The following is a 15,774-nucleotide window of genomic DNA, read 5'->3' on the forward strand; positions in this document are numbered from 1 at the left end:
TAGATCAGAGTGCGGGTGAAATGCAATCCCGGTGGCGGATCAATCCACGGTGACGGAACCGAATGTTCAGAGAGCGAAAGATTCAGGCGTTGGTATTGCGATGATCGGCGCCGCACAGCGCCTCTTTCATGATGTTCTTGATCGTGTGCATGCAGCGACCGCACTTGCGGCTGCAGCCGAGGCAGCGATGCACCTCGCCTGGGTTGCGCGCGGGGCCGCCTTCGCTGTGCATGGTGGCACGGACATCGTGGTCGCTGAGGACGTTGCAAGAACAAACGATCATCGGTCTCAATCCAGCAGGTCGCAGCTTTCGAATAGTGAGTTGCAATCGCGGAAGCAAAAGGAAAACGTGCAACTTCAACCTATTCCAATCTGCAAGAGGCGGCTTGATTTCAGTCAAGCGCGACACGCCGGCTGTTTAGATCCGCTCCAATCTCGCGTAGCTCGACGACGCCGATGGCGTCTTCGGCAAGACTGCGAAGTCCGCACGCTGCCACTGCAAATGCTCGGCGACGCGACTGACAATGGCAGCACTGCGGCGACGGTATTCATGGTTCGTTCAATCGATTGGTGAAAGCATACGGTATGGACCATGGCAGGGACGCGCCCGCGCCCCATCGGGTCCGGTGATCGATCGAAAGGTGATGCCATGAAAAAGTCGATGATGGCGTTGGCTGCAGCTGCGACGCTGGCGGTTGCGGCGGTTGGATCAACCGCGCCGGCACAGGCGCATGACGGCTTCGGCGCGGGAATCGCGGCCGGGCTGATCGGCGGCGCGCTCATCGGCGGTGCGCTTGCCTCGCCCTATTACGGCGGCCCCGGCTATTATTACGGCGGCGGATATGGCTACGGCTACGGCCCGCGCTACGTCTATGGCTACCGCCCTGCCCCGGCCTATGTGGTCGCGCCCGGGTATTACGGCGGCTGCTATTGGCAGCGGCAGCGGTTCTGGGACGGCTACGGCTGGCGAATCCGCCGAATCCGCGTCTGCGAGTAAGGATGAACCCTACGCCGTCCGGTGCCGACGAACTCTGCAGCCTGAACGCCCGGTCGACGTCGGCTGTCGGCGGTATCGGCCCGAAAAACACCGCTTTTCGGAGACACTGATCTGCCGGCCGATATGCGACAATTGACGGCATTGCGCTTTTTTGGTGCTGTGCGGTCGGGGACTACCGGTTCGTTTATCTAGCGCCAGGCGCGGCGCGATCTCAGGAGAGCCTCTCAGATGAAGAAGACTGTTACCGCCCTGCTTGCTGCTGCGACCGTCGCCGGTTCGCTGGTCAGCATCGCCCCCCCTGCCAAGGCCGATGGCGGCCGGATCGCCGCCGGCATCGCAGGCGGCCTGATCGGCGGCGCCCTGCTCGGTGGCGCGCTCGCCAACAGCCGCCCGGCCTACGCCGAACCCGCCCCGGTCTATGTCGAAGAGCCGGTGTGCCACTGGACGCGTGAGCGTTTCTGGGACGACTACGCCGGCGTGTGGCGTTCGCGCCGCGTCCGCGTGTGCGATTGATCCTGTCGCGGCGCAAAGCCCGCGCCTGCGCGAATTTCCAACCCGGCCGAGCCATCGGCCGGGTTTTTGTTTACTCGGGTTTGGCTTACCCGGCCTTTCATTGCCTCAGCGCGTCGCTTCGATCGCGCGCAGCACCGTCTCACTCGGCCAGCAGTCGACCTTCAGTCCGGCCCGCTTCTGGTAAGCGCCGAGCGCGGCGCGGGTCAGCATTCCGGCCTTGCCGTCGACCTTGTCCTGATAGAAGCCGAGCCGCGTCAGCCCGCGCTGCATCGCTTCGACGTCCGCGGTGCGAAGCTGTTTCGACGCCGACCAAGGCGTCGCGAAGGGGCGCGGATCGGTCATCCGGTCGGCCAGATGGCCGACGAACAGCACGTACAGATCCGAGAAATTATACTCCTTGATCACGAAGTAGTTCTTCGTGGTCAGGAACGCCGGACCGTAGCTACCCTCGGGCTGCAGCAGCGACGCCGGCTGCCGCAGTTCCTCGGTGCTCAGCTTCGCCGGCCGCGCCAGAGCAAAGCCTTCGTGCAACCACTGGCCGATCGGCTTGGTCACCTCCGGCACGCCCTGCGTGCAATCGGCGCGCGCCGGCGCCTTGACCTCGTAGGCCCAACGCACGCCGCCCTGCCAGCCCTTGTTGACGAGCTGCTGCGCCGCCGAGGCCAGCGCGTCCGGCACCGAGTGCCAAATGTCGACCTTGCCGTCGCCGTCGAAATCGACGCCGTGCTTGTAGTATTCGGACGGCAGGAACTGGGTCAGGCCGGTGGCGCCGGCCCAGGACGAGCGCATCCCCTGCCGCGTCACCACGCCGTCGCTGATGATCTTCATCGCCTCGATGAATTCGACGCGGTACTGCTCCTTGCGGCGCCCGACATAGGCCTGGGTCGCCAGCACCCGCACCGCATCGTAAGGCAGCCGGTAGCGGCCATAATCGGTTTCGCGTCCCCAGATCGCCAGCACCACCGGCCCCGGCACGCCGAAGCGGCGCTCGATTCCGTTCAGCGTCGACCGGTACTTGTCGAGCAGCTTGCGGCCGTGCGCGGCGAGGCTCTCGATCCGCGATTCCTTGACGTAATCGGCCGGCACCTGGACGAACTCGGCCTGCCGCGGCGCGCCGGTCTTCGGCCGCCCCGGCAGGATCAGGTCCGGCAGCTTGTAGTCCGGCTCGAGTCCGGCAGTAACCGCATCGAAGGTGGCGCGCGAGACCCCGGCCTGTTGCGCCTCGGGCCATAGCGATGCGATGAAGCGGGTGAAGCCAGGGTCCGCGGCGCGGGCGACCGTCGGGCCGGACAGCACCGCGGCCATCACCGCCGCGCCGAGAACGACCGCCGCGACGGCCCGCCGCATCAATGTCCGGCGTGCGCCTTGGCCTCCTCGATCGCCAGATTCGAAATCCGGTCGACCCAGGCGATGCCGATCGCCGACAGGATGAACACGGTGTGGATGATGGTCTGCCACATCACTCCGGTTTCGGTGTAGCCACCGACCCGGCCCTCGGCGCCGATATTGCCGGCCTCGATGAAGGTCCGCAGCAGATGGATCGAGGAGATGCCGATGATCGCCATCGCCAGCTTGATCTTCAGCACGCTGGCGTTGACGTGGCTGAGCCATTCCGGCTCGTCCGGATGACCGCGCAGGCCGAGCCGCGACACGAAGGTTTCGTAGCCACCGACGATCACCATCACCAGCAGGTTTGAGATCATCACCACATCGATCAGCCCCAGCACCGCCAGCATGATCTGCTGCTCGCTGAAGTCGAACGAGTGCTGGAACAGATGCCACAGCTCCTTCAGGAACAGCACGACGTAGATGCCCTGGGCGACGATCAGCCCGACATACAGCGGCAATTGCAGCCAGCGCGAGCCGAAGATCAGCATGGGGATCGGGCGCAGCGGCGAGCCTTTCGGCGGCAGCGGCGTCTCTGGTGTCATCGACATGAAAGAAAGCTCCGAACAGCGTGATGGGGCGAACAGTCACTTGGGAACTTCCTTCGATTCTGTCGAGACTCCGGGGAGCGGCGTTTAACCGCAGTTTATGGCCGGACCACCGGGTCGGAGCACCATCACGCCGCCGGAACGCCGCACACGATCTGGGACCGGGCCGGCTATTTGACGGCGACGAGGAAGATCCGCGGAAACCGCAGCAACACTTTGCCGTCCGCCTGCGCCGGATAAGCCGCCGCGATCCGCGCCGTGTAGGCGGCCAGATAGGTCTTGCGCTCCGGCAGCTCGAGCGGGTCGATGAACGGTCGCAGCCCGGTACCCTTGACCCATTCGACGATCGCTTCGGGGCCGTCGAGGACGTGGTTGTAGACGGTGTGCCAGATCTCCAGCCGGCTGCACAGCGGCCGCAACGCGTCATAGTACACGCCGGGCTTCGGCAGCGTGTCGCGCAGCTCGGCGGCCTTCGACAATTGCTGGCGCCAAGGCTCCTGCATCGCGACTTCGCGCATCAGGATATGCGACGGCTCGTCGAGATTATCGGGCATCTGGACGGCGAGCACACCACCGGACTCGAGCCCCGCAGCCAGCCGCTTCAGGTGCTTGAGGTGATCCGGCACCCACTGAAACACCGCATTGGCGAACAGCACATCGGTGCCGGCCGGCGGCGCCCAATGCGCCACATTGGCCTCGATGAACTTGTGGGTAGGCAGCCGCTCGCGCGCCTGGCGCAGCATGTCGGCGGAGGTGTCGACGCCAATCACCGCAGCGTCCGGCCAGCGCTCGACCAGCAGCGCGGTGGAATTGCCCGGCCCGCAGCCTATGTCGGCGACCTTGCGCGGCGCCGTGGTCGGCACCTGCGCCAGCAGATCCCGCGCCGGCCGGGTCCGCTCGTCTTCGAATTTCAGATATTGCTCGGCATTCCAGTCGGCCATTCAGCGTCCCTTGCGCCCCCGAGTCTGTGAGGGGAAAGCTATTGATCGGGAAGGATTTTGCAATATCCTCCAGCGATCGTATATTTGTGACATATACAGATGATCGACCTGAGCCAGATCGTCGGATTTGATTGGGACGACGGCAACTCGACCAAGAGCACGCAGAAGCACGCCGTAAGCCGCGGCGAGGCCGAGCAAGTCTTCGCCAACACGCCGCTGCTGCTCTTCACCGACTGGACGCACAGCACGTCAGAGCCGAGGTACCATGCTTACGGGCAGACCGACGCCGGACGGCTCATCCAGATCAGCTTCACGCTACGCCACGATGGCACTCTGTTGCGTGTGATATCTGCCCGACCGATGAGCGCAAAGGAGCGCGCGAGATATGGCCAAGAAGCTTAAGCAGGTTCCGAAATTCGCAAGCGAAGCTGAAGAGCGTCAATTTTGGGAGACGCACGACACTGCGGATTATTTCGACTTGTCGAAGGCGGTTCCCGTCCGCTTTCCAAACCTTAAGCCCTCTACCGTTTCGATCTCGCTACGCCTCCCAATCGCCATGCTGGAGCAAATCAAAGTCGCCGCCAACAAACGCGACGTGCCGTATCAGTCGCTGATCAAGATGTGGTTGAGCGAGAAGGTGGGGTAGCTTACCCGCATAAGCTGGCTTGACTGGTCTTGCCAACGGAGAGCGTGTCAACGACACACATTGGCATTGACGGTCGGAGAGCTCAGTATTACTTCTTGTAAATTGGTAATACCAGGCGGTGAACCATGCCGACAACGATCACCAGCAAGGGCCAAGTTACGCTTCCGAAGAAGATTCGCGACGCCGCCGGGATCAAACCCGGCGACAAGGTCGAAGTTCGCAACACAGCGTCAGGCGGCATCTACATTGGAAAATCCGGGTCCGAGGCTGAGTACCTAAAGAAACTTCAGGCGCTCGCCAAACGCCATCCGATCCGCGGCAATACTGACGAAATCATGAGGGAATTAAGGGGCGATCCCGCGGACGACTACAAGTCGTGACACTCGTCGATACCAATGTCCTGATCGACATCCTGACAATGGATCGGACATGGCGACCGTGGTCGGCGGCGGCACTACGGCAACAATCGCTGCATGGCGCCCTCTTGATCAACGAGATCATCTACGCCGAGCTGTCGAGCCGGTATTCCACTCAGAAAGCGCTCGACGCCGTCGTGCACACGCTCGGCCTCGATTTGGAGTGGCTTCCAAAGACGGCGCTGTATATCGCTGGGAGAACATTCAGCGACTATCGACGCGCCGGCGGCACGCGGACCAGCGTGCTAGCCGACTTCTTCATCGGCGCACACGCAGCCGCGGCCGGACTGCCTATCCTGACTCGCGACACCGGGCGCTATCGCAGCTACTTCCCCGGCGTCGCATTGATCACCCCTGACTGACGCGCCTCAGCGCGTCAGTTTCTTGTACTTCGCCCGGTGCGGAATGATGGCGTCCTGGCCGAGACGGCGCATCTTGTCCTTCTCGTAGTCCTGGAAGTTGCCTTCGAACCACTCGACGTGGCTGTCGTCTTCGAACGCCAGAATGTGCGTGGCGATACGGTCGAGGAACCAGCGATCGTGGCTGATGATCACGGCGCAGCCGGCGAAATCCTCCAGTGCCTCTTCGAGCGCGCGCAGGGTGTCGACGTCGAGGTCGTTGGTCGGTTCGTCGAGCAGCAGCACGTTAGCGCCGGACTTGAGCATCTTGGCGAGGTGGACGCGGTTGCGTTCACCGCCCGACAGCGAGCCGACCTTCTTCTGTTGATCGCCGCCCTTGAAGTTGAACGCCGAGCAATAGCCGCGCGAATTGACTTCCTTCTTGCCGAGCAGGATCAGCTCGTTGCCGCCGGAAATCTCTTCCCACACCGTTTTCTTAGCATCGAGGCTGTCCCGCGACTGGTCGACATAGCCGAGATGCACGGTCTCGCCGACCGTGATGGTGCCGCCGTCGGGCTTCTCCTGACCGGTGATCATCCGGAACAGCGTGGTCTTGCCGGCACCGTTCGGGCCGATCACGCCGACGATGCCGCCGGGCGGCAGCTTGAAAGTGAGGTCGTCGATCAGCAGCTTGTCGCCGAAGCCCTTGGTCAGGTGCTCGAAGTCGACCACGTTGTTGCCGAGCCGCTCGGCCACCGGAATGATGATCTGCGCGGTCTGAGTCTGCTTCTCGCTGGCCTTGGCGAGCAGTTCCTCGTACCGCTGGTAGCGCGCCTTGGACTTGGCCTGGCGGGCCTTGGGCGACGAGGCGATCCACTCCTGTTCGCGCTCGAGTGTCTTCTGGTGCGCGGCGTCCTCGCGGCCCTCCTGCAGCAGCCGCTTCTGCTTCTGCACCAGCCAGGACGAGTAGTTGCCCTCGTAGGGAATGCCGCGGCCGCGGTCGAGCTCGAGAATCCAGCTCGTGACGTTGTCGAGGAAGTAGCGATCGTGGGTGACGATCAGGATCGCGCCCGGATAGTTGCGCAAATGGTTTTCCAGCCACGACACCGACTCGGCGTCGAGATGGTTGGTCGGTTCGTCGAGCAGCAAGAGGTCGGGCTGGTCGAGCAGCAGCTTGCACAAAGCGACGCGGCGGCGTTCGCCGCCCGACAGCTTGGAAACGTCGGCGTCGTCCGGCGGGCAGCGCAGCGCGTCCATCGCCTGGTCGACCTTGCTGTCGAGATCCCACAGCCCGGCGGACTCGATCTGGTCCTGCAGCGCTGTCATCTCGTCGGCGGTCTCCTCGGAGTAGTTCATCGCCAGCTCGTTGTAGCGATCGAGGATCGCCTTCTGCTTGGCGACGCCGAGCATGACGTTCTCGCGCACGTTAAGCGCCGGATCGAGCTGCGGCTCCTGTTCGAGATAGCCGACGCGGGCGCCTTCGGCGACCCAGGCTTCGCCGGTATATTCCTTGTCGATCCCCGCCATGATCTTCAGCAGGGTCGATTTACCGGCGCCGTTGACGCCGAGCACGCCGATCTTGGCGTCCGGGTAGAACGACAGATGGACGTTATCCAGCACTTTGCGGGTCGGATAGGCCTTGGTCAGACCCTGCATGAAATAGACGAACTGGCGAGCCATTTTGGCCTTGCAACCTTCACGAGCTTTGAGAGAGGATGCCTCTTCTAGCGAAACGAGCCGCATTTCACAATCGACGATGCGGTCGCTGCGGGGCCGACGATGGTGGCCACAGAGCAGACGGAAGCTGGTGAGGTCACGTCCGATACGATTCCGTCCTGGGGCGCCGATCCGCTCGGCATTCGGGCCGACGTTCGCGCGTTTGCGCGGATGATTTGCCTCGAACAGGCGACGCCGCCGCTGTCGATCTGCCTGCTGGGCGAATGGGGCTCCGGCAAGTCGAGCTTTATGGAAGGCATCCAGAGCGAGGTTAAACGACTCACCGCACCGCCGCCCGAAGGGCGCGCCGCCGCTGCACCGGCGGAGGACGAGCCCAATTTCGTTGAGGACATCGTCCAGATCCGGTTCAACGCTTGGCATTTCGCCGACGCCAATCTGTGGGCCAGCCTCACCGCGGTGTTCTTCGATCAACTTCGCCGTGGCGGATATGACGGCGGCCGGCAGCGCGATTATCAGGCGCTGATCACCAAGGTCGCCGACAAGGTGAGAAGCCTGGAGGCGAGCACCGCACAGGCGGTCGGCAAGGTGGACGACGCCAAGCGCAAGCTGGAAACCGCCACCGCGGCTCTGACGCTTGCGGAGAAGCAGCTCACCGCCAGCGAAGTCGCGCTGGCCTGGGACCAGCTCCAGGCCGATTTCGAGACCATCCGCAAGGACAATCAGAGCAAGCTGAAAGAGATCGGCCGCCGCGTCTATCGCGACGATCTGGCGGCGGATACCAAGACATTCGCCGCCGCCGTTGCCGACGCAGCCTCGGCGCCGGGAAAGCTCGCCTTGATTGGACGCATCCTGATCGGCGGCGGCCCGGCCACCTGGCTCGGCATCGTCGCGATCTTGGCGATCGGATGGATCGGCGTCGTCCTGCCGGCATTCGACACCGCCGAGGCCGCGACCTTGTATCAGCGTGTCGCGGCCTGGGGCGCCGGCAGCTTCGCGGCGCTCGGCGCGCTGTGGCAGGCGTTCCGGATGGCCAAGCCGATCATGGACGGCGCCTGGACTTACGCCAAGGCGGTCGAAGGCGCACGTGAGAAGGCCGCCAAGGATCTCGATGCCAAACGCAAACAAGCAGCCGAGGCCACCGCCGCGTTGGCGGCCGCGGAGGCCGAACTCGCGGCGTCGCAGAAGCCACTGTCCGCATTCCACGGCCAGCCTGCCGATGCACCCGCCACCATCCTGCGCTACTTCCTGTTCGAAGACAGCGACGTACGCGACTACGACAAGCACGTCGGCATCGTCAGCCGGGCGCGGCGATCGTTCGAGCAGCTCGATGCCATCGTCGCCACCGCGCGGCTCGGCCGCAAGGCCGACGACAAGTTTCAACACGGCGTCCCGCTATCCAAGACCGAAGCAGCGCTGCGCGACAAATGGCTGGCGGCCGGCGACGGCAACGGGCTGCGCGTGCCCGACCGCATCGTGCTGTATATCGACGATCTCGACCGCTGCACCCATGATCAGGTCTACGCCGTGCTGCAGGCGATTCACCTGCTGCTGTCGTTCGAACTGTTCGTCGTCGTGGTCGGGGTCGACGTCCGCTGGATCGAGGCGGCGATCGCCAAGTCGTTCGACAAGGAAGGCGCTTCCGGCAACGACGCGCCGCAGGTCCCGAGCATCGCGCGGCGCAAACAGGCGCTCGATTATCTGGAGAAGATCTTCCAGATCGCGTTCTGGCTGGAACGTCTGACGCTCGGCGACGGCGCAGCCGAAGGCAGTTACGGCGCTTATGTCCGAACGCTCCTCAAAGAGAACGAGCGCGCGACGCCCGGCCTGAACATCTTCAAGTCGGTGCTGGCATCGACCTCGGTCCGGCTGGACGCCGACTTTGCTCGCGAACTCGCTGGGAACGGGCTAGAAGCCCCCGGCGGTGCCCTGGCGCTGCCGGGCGAGCCGGTTCCGGAGGAAGACGAGTTCGGCGCGGTGAACGCGGCGCTGGCCTCGCTCAAATTGGAGGCGGAAGAGGTTGCGCTGCTCGCGAGTCCCCTGATCGGCGCGCTCGCCTGCAAATCGCCACGCGCCGTGAAGCGTCTGGTGAACATGTATCGGATCGTGCGGGCCCGGCTCTCCGATCGCGAGCTGGAGCAGTTCCTCGGCAGGTCGGACGGTCCGCCGCGCTACCCGGTCGTCACGCTGCTGGCCGCGATCGAAACCGGCCAGCCGCTCGAACTGGTCGAGCTGTTCTACCCGGCGCTCGACGCACTGCCGCGCGAGGCACCGCTCGCTGCAGCATTGCCCGACGCCGAGCACGACGCGCCTCAGGCGGAGGCCGGATTCGGAGGCACGAATGCGGGATACGTCCTGCTGAGGCAGGCGGTGACGCTGGAACCGGCTCTGGAAACCGCGATCCGCGCGATCGATAAGCAGCATCCGCGAAAATTCACAGTCGACGTGTACTTGCAGACAGCCAGGCAGGTGCGCCGCTACTCGTTCAAACGCTCTTACTAGCGCGCGCCAAATCGCCGTTAGCGATTCATTCAGCCTGTCGCGTGCAGCCTCCGAGCTTTGCGGACAATTCGAAGACAATCTTAACGTCCTCGTCCAACACTCGTCATCCACAGCGGCGAAGATGTACCGCAGCGCCGGAACGGCGCGGATCACGGGGCAGAACGATGGCGAGCCTCACCACCACGAGCGAAGCAGCACACGAGCCGCAGGGCGCGCAGGACGACAGCCTGCTGGCCGAAATCAGGCTGTTCTGGCGGCAATTCTTCGTCCAGGCATTCGCGCCCTATCGGCCCGAGCTGTACTACATGCGCGGCCCCGGACCGGCATGGCGCGCCAAGCACGGCCACAAGTCGCCGCCGCTCGGCTGATCCCGCCGCCGACGATTCCTCAACCGGACAACAAAACGCCCGCCGATGGCTGGCATCAGCGGACGTCTGTCCGTTCAGAAAACGCGTATCAGCGACGGATCAGGTCAGCGGATGGTGACCGGCGCCGGCAACGGCTGCACCGAGGCCGGCTGCGCGCCCGGCAGCGGCGCCAGTTGCTGCGGCATCGCTTGTCCGGTGGCGGTGGTCGAAGCCTGCGCGGTGGCGGTCGGCTTCGGCGAGCCCGGCAGCACGACGACGCGGGTGCCGACCTTGACGCGGTCGAACAGATCCTCGACGTCCTCGTTCAGCATGCCGATGCAGCCCGACGACACGAATTTGCCGATCGTCGACGGCTGATTGGTGCCGTGGATGCGATACACGGTCGAGCCGAGATACATCGCGCGGGCACCGAGCGGATTGCCCGGACCACCGGCCATGAAGCGCGGCAAGTAAGGTTGTCGCTCGATCATCTCGGTCGGCGGATGCCAATCCGGCCACTCCGCCTTGCGGGTGATCTTCTGCACGCCGTTCCAGGTGAAGCCGTCGCGGCCTACGCGGACGCCATAACGCATGGCACGGCCGTTGCCGAGCACGTAGTACAGGTGGGTGTTCGCGGTATCGACCACGATCGTGCCCGCCGGCTCCTTGGTCTTGAAGTCGACTTCCTGACGACGGAGGTTCGGCGGCAGCTGCACGCTCTGGTCGGCTTCCGGCTGGTCTTCCGGCGGCAGTGCCGAAACCTGCAGCGGCTTGCCGTCGGCACCGAGCTGCGGCGATCCGGCGCCCGCCTGGGCGCCGTTGACGCCCGCCGGCGGACGCATGCCGTCGCCGCGATCGGAATAGATCACCGAGGGTTGGTTCATCGGCTGGCCGTAACGCGGATCGTCCGGGGACATCACCGGGCCCTGCGGTGCGGCGGCGGCCGGAGCAGCCGCGTTCGAATACGCCGGGACGCCCATCGGACGGCCATAGCGAGGATCGTCCGGTGACATCACCGCCCCCTGCGGCGCAGCGTTGGAATAGGTCGGCGCCATCGGACGGCCGTAGCGCGGATCATCCGGCGACATCACCGGGCCCGGCGGCGGCAGCGAGCCGGAATTGCGGGCGACCGGCGCCTCCTCGTCATCGATGCTGTCGAAATTCGGCAGCCCGGGACGGTTCTCCCCCGCTTGCCCAACGTAGGCGCCGGGAGTCGAGGGATAGCTCTGTGCGAGCGCAGCGGAAGTTCCCGCGGCGACCACGGCAGCGGACGCCAGCATCGTCAGTAAGCGCTTGTTCATCATAACCCGTTTGTAAATCGGAACGGCAACCGGACCGTTAACGGCGCCGGGATGCCGGAGGATCGCGGCGCATTCAAGACAATGCCAGCACAATCAGGCGAAATTCGACATTCTGGGCGGCACACTGCCCCGCCAGCCCCTGAAATCGGGCGACTGCGACAAATGTACCACGATCGCGTTCACTATCGACCACGCCCCGGCCTCTCCAAAGCCCGGTCCCTTCAACCGCACGTGATGCGACTCGTTTTGCGCTATTGTGGACGGGCTCTGATTCGCGGCGCGTTTTGCGCCGGCCGCGAACCGGATGTCGCAGTGGTCGCCGCGTTGGTGTTGGTCAAATAGTGTCGTCGCGTCCGAGCGTGATGACGGAATGAATCCGAGATGCTTCCCGGTTTCCGGTTCTTGTTCGCGGCGATTACGCTTGCGGTTTCGTTGCTGGTGTTCGGTCTCGGCGCCGCTGCCCTGCTCCGTGCGGCGCACGAGCAGTTCGTCAACGTGCACACCGTCCGTCCACCGTCGATCACGCTGCTAGCACGGGCGCCGGAGGGGCCGGCGCCGAGCCTGAGCCTGCTTCGGGTCGATCCGCCGGCCCCGCCTGCACCGGCGCCCGCGTCACCAGACCCCGAGCCGAACGCCCCAGCGGCAACAGAGGACCTCGCGGCTTCGCACGACGTCGGCGTGCGCCAGAAGCCCCAACTCAGCCCTTCCGATCCGGCCCAGATCGCCGCGCTGCCGCCGCCGGCTACCGACACACCAAGCACTCCGCCGGCCGCGCAGCCGCAGGCCGATCAACCTGCAGCCGCCCCGGTGCCTGCGCCGCAAGCAAACCTGACGCCGCCGCAGCAGCCGGCCGCGGCCCCCGAAGCGGCCGCGACCGCCGAGATACCCGCCGCACCGCCCGCGACCGCCGCGAGCGCGCCGGATGCGCCGAAGCCGGACGACAAGCCTCAGGCCGAAGCGAACGATCAGCCGGCCGCGCCGGCATCCGCGCAAACCGCCGCGATCGATCCGGCGCCCCAAGTCGCGGCACCCGCTACGCCGCCGGCCCCCGAACCCGTCGTCGAACTGCTGCCGGAGGTTGCGCCGCTGTCCGGCCCGATCCCGACGCCGCGCCGCGATCCGCGCGAACGGCCCAAGACCGCCGCGATCGAACCGGCCGCGCCAGCCGCCCCCGCCGCTGCGGCGCCCGACGAAGCAGGCGCGGATCTGACCGGATCGCTCGGCGATCAGCCGCTGCCGCCGCTGGATGCGACGCCGCTGCCGGTGGCACGGCCGAAGCCGGCCGTCCGGCGTCCGCTGAAGCCGCGGCGCCAGGTCGCGCGCCGAGGCGCGCCGCGCACCGAACAGCCGCAGCCGCAGCAGCCAAGTTCCGGTTTCGGGTTTTAAGCGAAGCTGCTTGAGGTTACGCCGTGCCGGTGGCGACCGGCGGGCCGTCCTGCAGCCCCCATTCCGACCACGAGCCGTCATACAGCGCCGAGCCCCGCACGCCGAGCCGATACAACGCCAGCGTCAGCACTGCTGCGGACACGCCCGAGCCGCAGGTGGTCACGACCGGCCGGCCAAGGTCGATCCCTGCCCGTTCGAACGCCTGCCGCAGCTCGTCGAGCGGCTTCATCATGCCGGTCGCGGGATCGATCAGCTCGTTGTAGGGCAGATTCCGGCTGCCCGGGATGTGGCCAGCGCGCAGGCCGGGCCGCGGCTCGGCGACGCTGCCCTCGAACCGAGGCGCACCGCGGGCATCGATCACCTGCTCGGCAGAGCTGTCGAGATTGGCGACCAGCTGATCGCGGCTGCGGATGAACGACGGATCGAGCTTGGCGCTGAACCGGCCGGGCGCGATCGTCGGCTTGCCGGCCTCCGTCGGCCGCCCCTCGGCCATCCACTTCTTCAGTCCGCCGTCGAGAATGCGGATATCGGCATGGCCGAACGACAGGAACATCCACCACGCCCGCGGCGCCGCGACCCAGCCGCCGGCGTCGTAGACAACCACAGTGTCGCCCGACGAGATGCCGAGCGCCTCGACGTCGCGCGCGAACTGCTCGGCGCTCGGATACATATGCGGCAGCGGGCTGGTGTGGTCCGACACCGCATCGACGTCGAAGAACACCGCGCCGGCAATGTGCGCGGCGAGATAATCCTCCGCCGGCAGCGGCAACACGCCGGGCATCTTGAAGCTGGCGTCGATGATCTTCACTTTGGGATCGCCCAGCCGCGCGGCGAGCCATTCGGTGGAGACCAGGGGATCGGTGTGAGTGGTCATGCGAGGTCGTCGCCTTTGGTCGGAGCGTCATCGCCGGGCTCTCGACCCGGCGATCCATCATCTTACGAAGGAGATGGACACGCGGGTCAAGCCCGCGTGTGACGATCCGGCAGCGGAGATCGACTCCCAATGCGCTGCGCTCACTTTTTCTTCGGCACCCAGGCTTCGACCGGACCGCCGGCGTCGCGCCAGGCGCCGAAACCGCCTTCGATATGGGCGACCGGCTTCAGCCCCATGTCCTGCGCGGTCTTGGCGGCGAGCGCCGAGCGCAGACCGCCGGCGCAGTAGAACACGAACTTCTTGTCTTCCTGGAAGATCGGTTTGGCGTACGGGCTCTGCGGATCGATCCAGAACTCCAGCATGCCGCGGGTGCAGGAGAACGAGCCCGGGATCTTGCCGTCGCGCTCGATCTCGCGCGGATCGCGGATATCGACAATCACCACGTCGCTGGCGCCGGACTGATGCAGCGCGATCGCATCCGCAGTCGTCAGCGTCTCGATCGACGAATTGGCCTCGTCGAGCATCGTCTTGATGCCGCGGGTGATGGTCTGGGGCATGGCCGTTCCTTGTTTTCGTTTCTTATCAGAGGTTCGGTCATTCCGGGGCGCGCGAAACGCGAGCCCGGAATCTCGCAGTTGAACATCTCGGGATTCCGGGTTCGCGAGCTAGCGCTCGCGCCCCGGAATGACGGACCGATGCCGAACCTAGCGCACCAGCTCGCGCATCGCGCCTTCGAGGCCTTCGATCGTGATCGGATACATCCGCTGCGAGAACAGACGGCGGATGATGGTGGTCGATTCTGAATAGTCCCAGTGCCGCTGCGCCACCGGGTTCAGCCACACCGTGTGCGGATAGGTTTGAAGCACTCGGTCCAGCCAGACATGGCCGGCTTCTTCGTTGACGTGCTCGACCGAGCCGCCCGGCACCATGATTTCGTACGGGCTCATCGATGCATCGCCGACGAACACGACCTTGTAGTCGTGCGGAAACTTGTGCAGCACGTCCCAGGTCGGGGTGCGATCGGTGAAGCGGCGCTTGTTCTGCTTCCACACGCCTTCGTACAGGCAGTTGTGGAAGTAAAAATATTCCATGTGCTTGAATTCGCTCTTGGCCGCGGAGAACAACTCCTCGACCTGAGCGATGTGGCTGTCCATCGAGCCGCCGATATCGAAGAACACCAGCACCTTCACCGCGTTGCGGCGCTCGGGGCGCATGTGCACATCGAGATAGCCGTGATTGGCGGTCTCGCGGATCGTGGTGTCGAGATCGAGTTCGTCCGGCGCACCGGTGCGGGCGAACTTCCGCAGCCGGCGCAGCGCCACCTTGATATTGCGGATGCCGAGCTCGACGTTGCCGTCGAGATCCTTGAACTCGCGTTTGTCCCACACTTTGACGGCGCGCTGGTGCCGGCTCTTTTCTTGGCCGATCCGCACGCCTTCCGGATTGTAGCCCTCGGCGCCGAACGGCGAAGTTCCGGCGGTGCCGATCCACTTATTGCCGCCCTGGTGCCGCTTCTTCTGCTCCTCGAGGCGCTTCTTCAGCGTTTCCATGAGCTTGTCCCAGCCCATCGCCTCGATCTGCTTCTTCTCCTCCTCGCTGAGATATTTCTCGGCGAGTTTCTTCAGCCATTCGGCCGGGATCTCCGCCTTCTCCATGGCATCCAGCAGGTTTTCCAGGCCCTTGAAGGTGGCCCCGAACACCCGGTCGAACTTGTCGAGATTGCGCTCGTCCTTTACCAGCGCGGCGCGCGACAGGTAATAAAAATTCTCCACGCTCTGATCGGCGAGGTCGGCGTCGAGCGCCTCCATCAGCGTCAGATATTCGCGAAGCGTGACCGGAACCTGGGCGTCGCGCAGCGACGTGAAGAATTGAAGGAACATGGCGGACAGATTGCCCGACCCTGCG

Annotated in this window: 18 protein-coding genes; 9 read left to right on the forward strand and 9 right to left on the reverse strand. The window is 65.0% G+C overall.

What is annotated here, in order from left to right; translation table 11 throughout:
• Nucleotides 1-82: 82 nt before the first annotated feature.
• The gene (locus DNX69_RS25395) at nt 83-283 is read right to left on the reverse strand and encodes a (2Fe-2S)-binding protein (RefSeq protein WP_110788797.1); all 201 of its coding nucleotides are present in this window, start codon (nt 281-283) and stop codon (nt 83-85) included.
• Nucleotides 284-649: 366 nt separating this feature from the next.
• On the opposite strand from DNX69_RS25395, the gene DNX69_RS25400 reads away from it, so the two are divergent.
• Both DNX69_RS25400 and DNX69_RS25405 read left to right on the forward strand, forming a co-directional pair.
• Entirely contained in the window at nt 650-997 is a 348-nt protein-coding gene (locus DNX69_RS25400; protein ID WP_110788798.1) for a hypothetical protein, read from the forward strand.
• Nucleotides 998-1,225: 228 nt separating this feature from the next.
• Nucleotides 1,226-1,510, forward strand: coding sequence for a hypothetical protein (locus DNX69_RS25405; RefSeq protein ID WP_110788799.1), 285 nt, complete (start codon nt 1,226-1,228; stop codon nt 1,508-1,510).
• Nucleotides 1,511-1,615: 105 nt separating this feature from the next.
• Here DNX69_RS25405 and DNX69_RS25410 read toward each other — a convergent pair whose 3' ends face one another.
• The 3 genes from DNX69_RS25410 to tam form a co-directional block, all read right to left on the reverse strand.
• The gene (locus DNX69_RS25410) at nt 1,616-2,857 is read right to left on the reverse strand and encodes a lytic murein transglycosylase (protein ID WP_110788800.1); all 1,242 of its coding nucleotides are present in this window, start codon (nt 2,855-2,857) and stop codon (nt 1,616-1,618) included.
• Nucleotides 2,857-3,447: a TIGR00645 family protein gene (locus DNX69_RS25415; protein ID WP_110788801.1), complete on the reverse strand. Its 591-nt coding sequence runs from the start codon at nt 3,445-3,447 to the stop codon at nt 2,857-2,859. The genes DNX69_RS25410 and DNX69_RS25415 overlap by 1 nt, the downstream gene beginning before the upstream one ends.
• 167 nt (nt 3,448-3,614) lie before the next feature.
• Entirely contained in the window at nt 3,615-4,385 is a 771-nt protein-coding gene (tam, locus tag DNX69_RS25420; RefSeq protein WP_110788802.1) for a trans-aconitate 2-methyltransferase, read from the reverse strand.
• A gap of 99 nt (nt 4,386-4,484) precedes the next feature.
• Here tam and DNX69_RS25425 point away from each other — a divergent pair, with 99 nt between their 5' ends.
• The 4 genes from DNX69_RS25425 (at nt 4,485) to DNX69_RS25440 (ending at nt 5,809) form a co-directional block, all read left to right on the forward strand.
• Nucleotides 4,485-4,787: a BrnT family toxin gene (locus DNX69_RS25425; RefSeq protein WP_110788803.1), complete on the forward strand. Its 303-nt coding sequence runs from the start codon at nt 4,485-4,487 to the stop codon at nt 4,785-4,787.
• Nucleotides 4,771-5,031 carry a BrnA antitoxin family protein gene (locus DNX69_RS25430; protein ID WP_110788804.1) on the forward strand — a complete coding sequence of 87 codons (261 nt, stop codon included), beginning with the start codon at nt 4,771-4,773 and terminating at the stop codon, nt 5,029-5,031. Before DNX69_RS25425 ends, DNX69_RS25430 begins: the two co-directional genes overlap by 17 nt.
• Before the next feature lie 125 nt (nt 5,032-5,156).
• Complete coding sequence (locus tag DNX69_RS25435; RefSeq protein ID WP_047309745.1) at nt 5,157-5,411, forward strand: AbrB/MazE/SpoVT family DNA-binding domain-containing protein; 255 nt, start codon at nt 5,157-5,159, stop codon at nt 5,409-5,411.
• On the forward strand, nt 5,408-5,809 hold the full coding sequence (locus DNX69_RS25440) for a type II toxin-antitoxin system VapC family toxin (protein WP_110788805.1): 402 nt from the start codon (nt 5,408-5,410) through the stop codon (nt 5,807-5,809). The genes DNX69_RS25435 and DNX69_RS25440 overlap by 4 nt, the downstream gene beginning before the upstream one ends.
• A gap of 6 nt (nt 5,810-5,815) precedes the next feature.
• Here the strand turns inward: DNX69_RS25440 and ettA are convergent, their stop codons facing one another.
• Nucleotides 5,816-7,465, reverse strand: a complete 1,650-nt coding sequence (ettA, locus tag DNX69_RS25445) for an energy-dependent translational throttle protein EttA (RefSeq protein ID WP_110788806.1) — start codon at nt 7,463-7,465, stop codon at nt 5,816-5,818.
• A 99-nt stretch (nt 7,466-7,564) separates the two neighbouring features.
• Between ettA and DNX69_RS25450 the strand changes: the two genes are divergently transcribed.
• Both DNX69_RS25450 and DNX69_RS25455 read left to right on the forward strand, forming a co-directional pair.
• Nucleotides 7,565-9,961, forward strand: a complete 2,397-nt coding sequence (locus DNX69_RS25450) for a P-loop NTPase fold protein (protein ID WP_110788807.1) — start codon at nt 7,565-7,567, stop codon at nt 9,959-9,961.
• A gap of 164 nt (nt 9,962-10,125) precedes the next feature.
• The gene (locus DNX69_RS25455) at nt 10,126-10,329 is read left to right on the forward strand and encodes a hypothetical protein (protein ID WP_110788808.1); all 204 of its coding nucleotides are present in this window, start codon (nt 10,126-10,128) and stop codon (nt 10,327-10,329) included.
• Between the two features lie 104 nt (nt 10,330-10,433).
• Here DNX69_RS25455 and DNX69_RS25460 read toward each other — a convergent pair whose 3' ends face one another.
• Nucleotides 10,434-11,612, reverse strand: coding sequence for a L,D-transpeptidase (locus tag DNX69_RS25460; RefSeq protein ID WP_110788809.1), 1,179 nt, complete (start codon nt 11,610-11,612; stop codon nt 10,434-10,436).
• 378 nt (nt 11,613-11,990) lie between these two features.
• On the opposite strand from DNX69_RS25460, the gene DNX69_RS25465 reads away from it, so the two are divergent.
• Nucleotides 11,991-12,995 carry a hypothetical protein gene (locus tag DNX69_RS25465; RefSeq protein ID WP_110788810.1) on the forward strand — a complete coding sequence of 335 codons (1,005 nt, stop codon included), beginning with the start codon at nt 11,991-11,993 and terminating at the stop codon, nt 12,993-12,995.
• 16 nt (nt 12,996-13,011) lie between these two features.
• On the opposite strand, the gene sseA is transcribed toward DNX69_RS25465, so the two are convergent.
• The 3 genes from sseA to DNX69_RS25480 all read right to left on the reverse strand — a co-directional run bounded on the left by sseA (nt 13,012) and on the right by DNX69_RS25480 (nt 15,749).
• A complete protein-coding gene (gene sseA, locus DNX69_RS25470; protein WP_110788811.1) occupies nt 13,012-13,869 on the reverse strand; it encodes a 3-mercaptopyruvate sulfurtransferase in 858 nt (285 codons plus the stop codon).
• Nucleotides 13,870-14,009: 140 nt separating this feature from the next.
• Nucleotides 14,010-14,426 (reverse strand): rhodanese-like domain-containing protein, encoded by a 417-nt coding sequence (locus DNX69_RS25475; protein ID WP_110788812.1) that lies wholly within the window; start codon nt 14,424-14,426, stop codon nt 14,010-14,012.
• Nucleotides 14,427-14,573: 147 nt separating this feature from the next.
• A complete protein-coding gene (locus DNX69_RS25480; protein WP_110788813.1) occupies nt 14,574-15,749 on the reverse strand; it encodes a vWA domain-containing protein in 1,176 nt (391 codons plus the stop codon).
• Between the last annotated feature and the right edge of the window lie 25 nt (nt 15,750-15,774).

Source organism: Rhodopseudomonas palustris (assembly GCF_003226555.1).
In the GTDB taxonomy this organism is placed as follows: Bacteria; Pseudomonadota; Alphaproteobacteria; order Rhizobiales; family Xanthobacteraceae; genus Rhodopseudomonas; species Rhodopseudomonas palustris_I.

What these genes read in the sequence shown, in the direction of transcription:
- DNX69_RS25395 (WP_110788797.1), bottom strand. Translation starts at nt 283, where the DNA reads ATGATCGTTTGTTCTTGCAACGTCCTCAGCGACCACGATGTCCGTGCC.
- DNX69_RS25400 (WP_110788798.1), top strand. Translation starts at nt 650, where the DNA reads ATGAAAAAGTCGATGATGGCGTTGGCTGCAGCTGCGACGCTGGCGGTT.
- DNX69_RS25405 (WP_110788799.1), top strand. Translation starts at nt 1,226, where the DNA reads ATGAAGAAGACTGTTACCGCCCTGCTTGCTGCTGCGACCGTCGCCGGT.
- DNX69_RS25410 (WP_110788800.1), bottom strand. Translation starts at nt 2,857, where the DNA reads ATGCGGCGGGCCGTCGCGGCGGTCGTTCTCGGCGCGGCGGTGATGGCC.
- DNX69_RS25415 (WP_110788801.1), bottom strand. Translation starts at nt 3,447, where the DNA reads ATGTCGATGACACCAGAGACGCCGCTGCCGCCGAAAGGCTCGCCGCTG.
- tam (WP_110788802.1), bottom strand. Translation starts at nt 4,385, where the DNA reads ATGGCCGACTGGAATGCCGAGCAATATCTGAAATTCGAAGACGAGCGG.
- DNX69_RS25425 (WP_110788803.1), top strand. Translation starts at nt 4,485, where the DNA reads ATGATCGACCTGAGCCAGATCGTCGGATTTGATTGGGACGACGGCAAC.
- DNX69_RS25430 (WP_110788804.1), top strand. Translation starts at nt 4,771, where the DNA reads ATGGCCAAGAAGCTTAAGCAGGTTCCGAAATTCGCAAGCGAAGCTGAA.
- DNX69_RS25435 (WP_047309745.1), top strand. Translation starts at nt 5,157, where the DNA reads ATGCCGACAACGATCACCAGCAAGGGCCAAGTTACGCTTCCGAAGAAG.
- ettA (WP_110788806.1), bottom strand. Translation starts at nt 7,465, where the DNA reads ATGGCTCGCCAGTTCGTCTATTTCATGCAGGGTCTGACCAAGGCCTAT.
- DNX69_RS25450 (WP_110788807.1), top strand. Translation starts at nt 7,565, where the DNA reads ATGGTGGCCACAGAGCAGACGGAAGCTGGTGAGGTCACGTCCGATACG.
- DNX69_RS25455 (WP_110788808.1), top strand. Translation starts at nt 10,126, where the DNA reads ATGGCGAGCCTCACCACCACGAGCGAAGCAGCACACGAGCCGCAGGGC.
- DNX69_RS25460 (WP_110788809.1), bottom strand. Translation starts at nt 11,612, where the DNA reads ATGATGAACAAGCGCTTACTGACGATGCTGGCGTCCGCTGCCGTGGTC.
- DNX69_RS25465 (WP_110788810.1), top strand. Translation starts at nt 11,991, where the DNA reads ATGCTTCCCGGTTTCCGGTTCTTGTTCGCGGCGATTACGCTTGCGGTT.
- sseA (WP_110788811.1), bottom strand. Translation starts at nt 13,869, where the DNA reads ATGACCACTCACACCGATCCCCTGGTCTCCACCGAATGGCTCGCCGCG.
- DNX69_RS25475 (WP_110788812.1), bottom strand. Translation starts at nt 14,426, where the DNA reads ATGCCCCAGACCATCACCCGCGGCATCAAGACGATGCTCGACGAGGCC.
- DNX69_RS25480 (WP_110788813.1), bottom strand. Translation starts at nt 15,749, where the DNA reads ATGTTCCTTCAATTCTTCACGTCGCTGCGCGACGCCCAGGTTCCGGTC.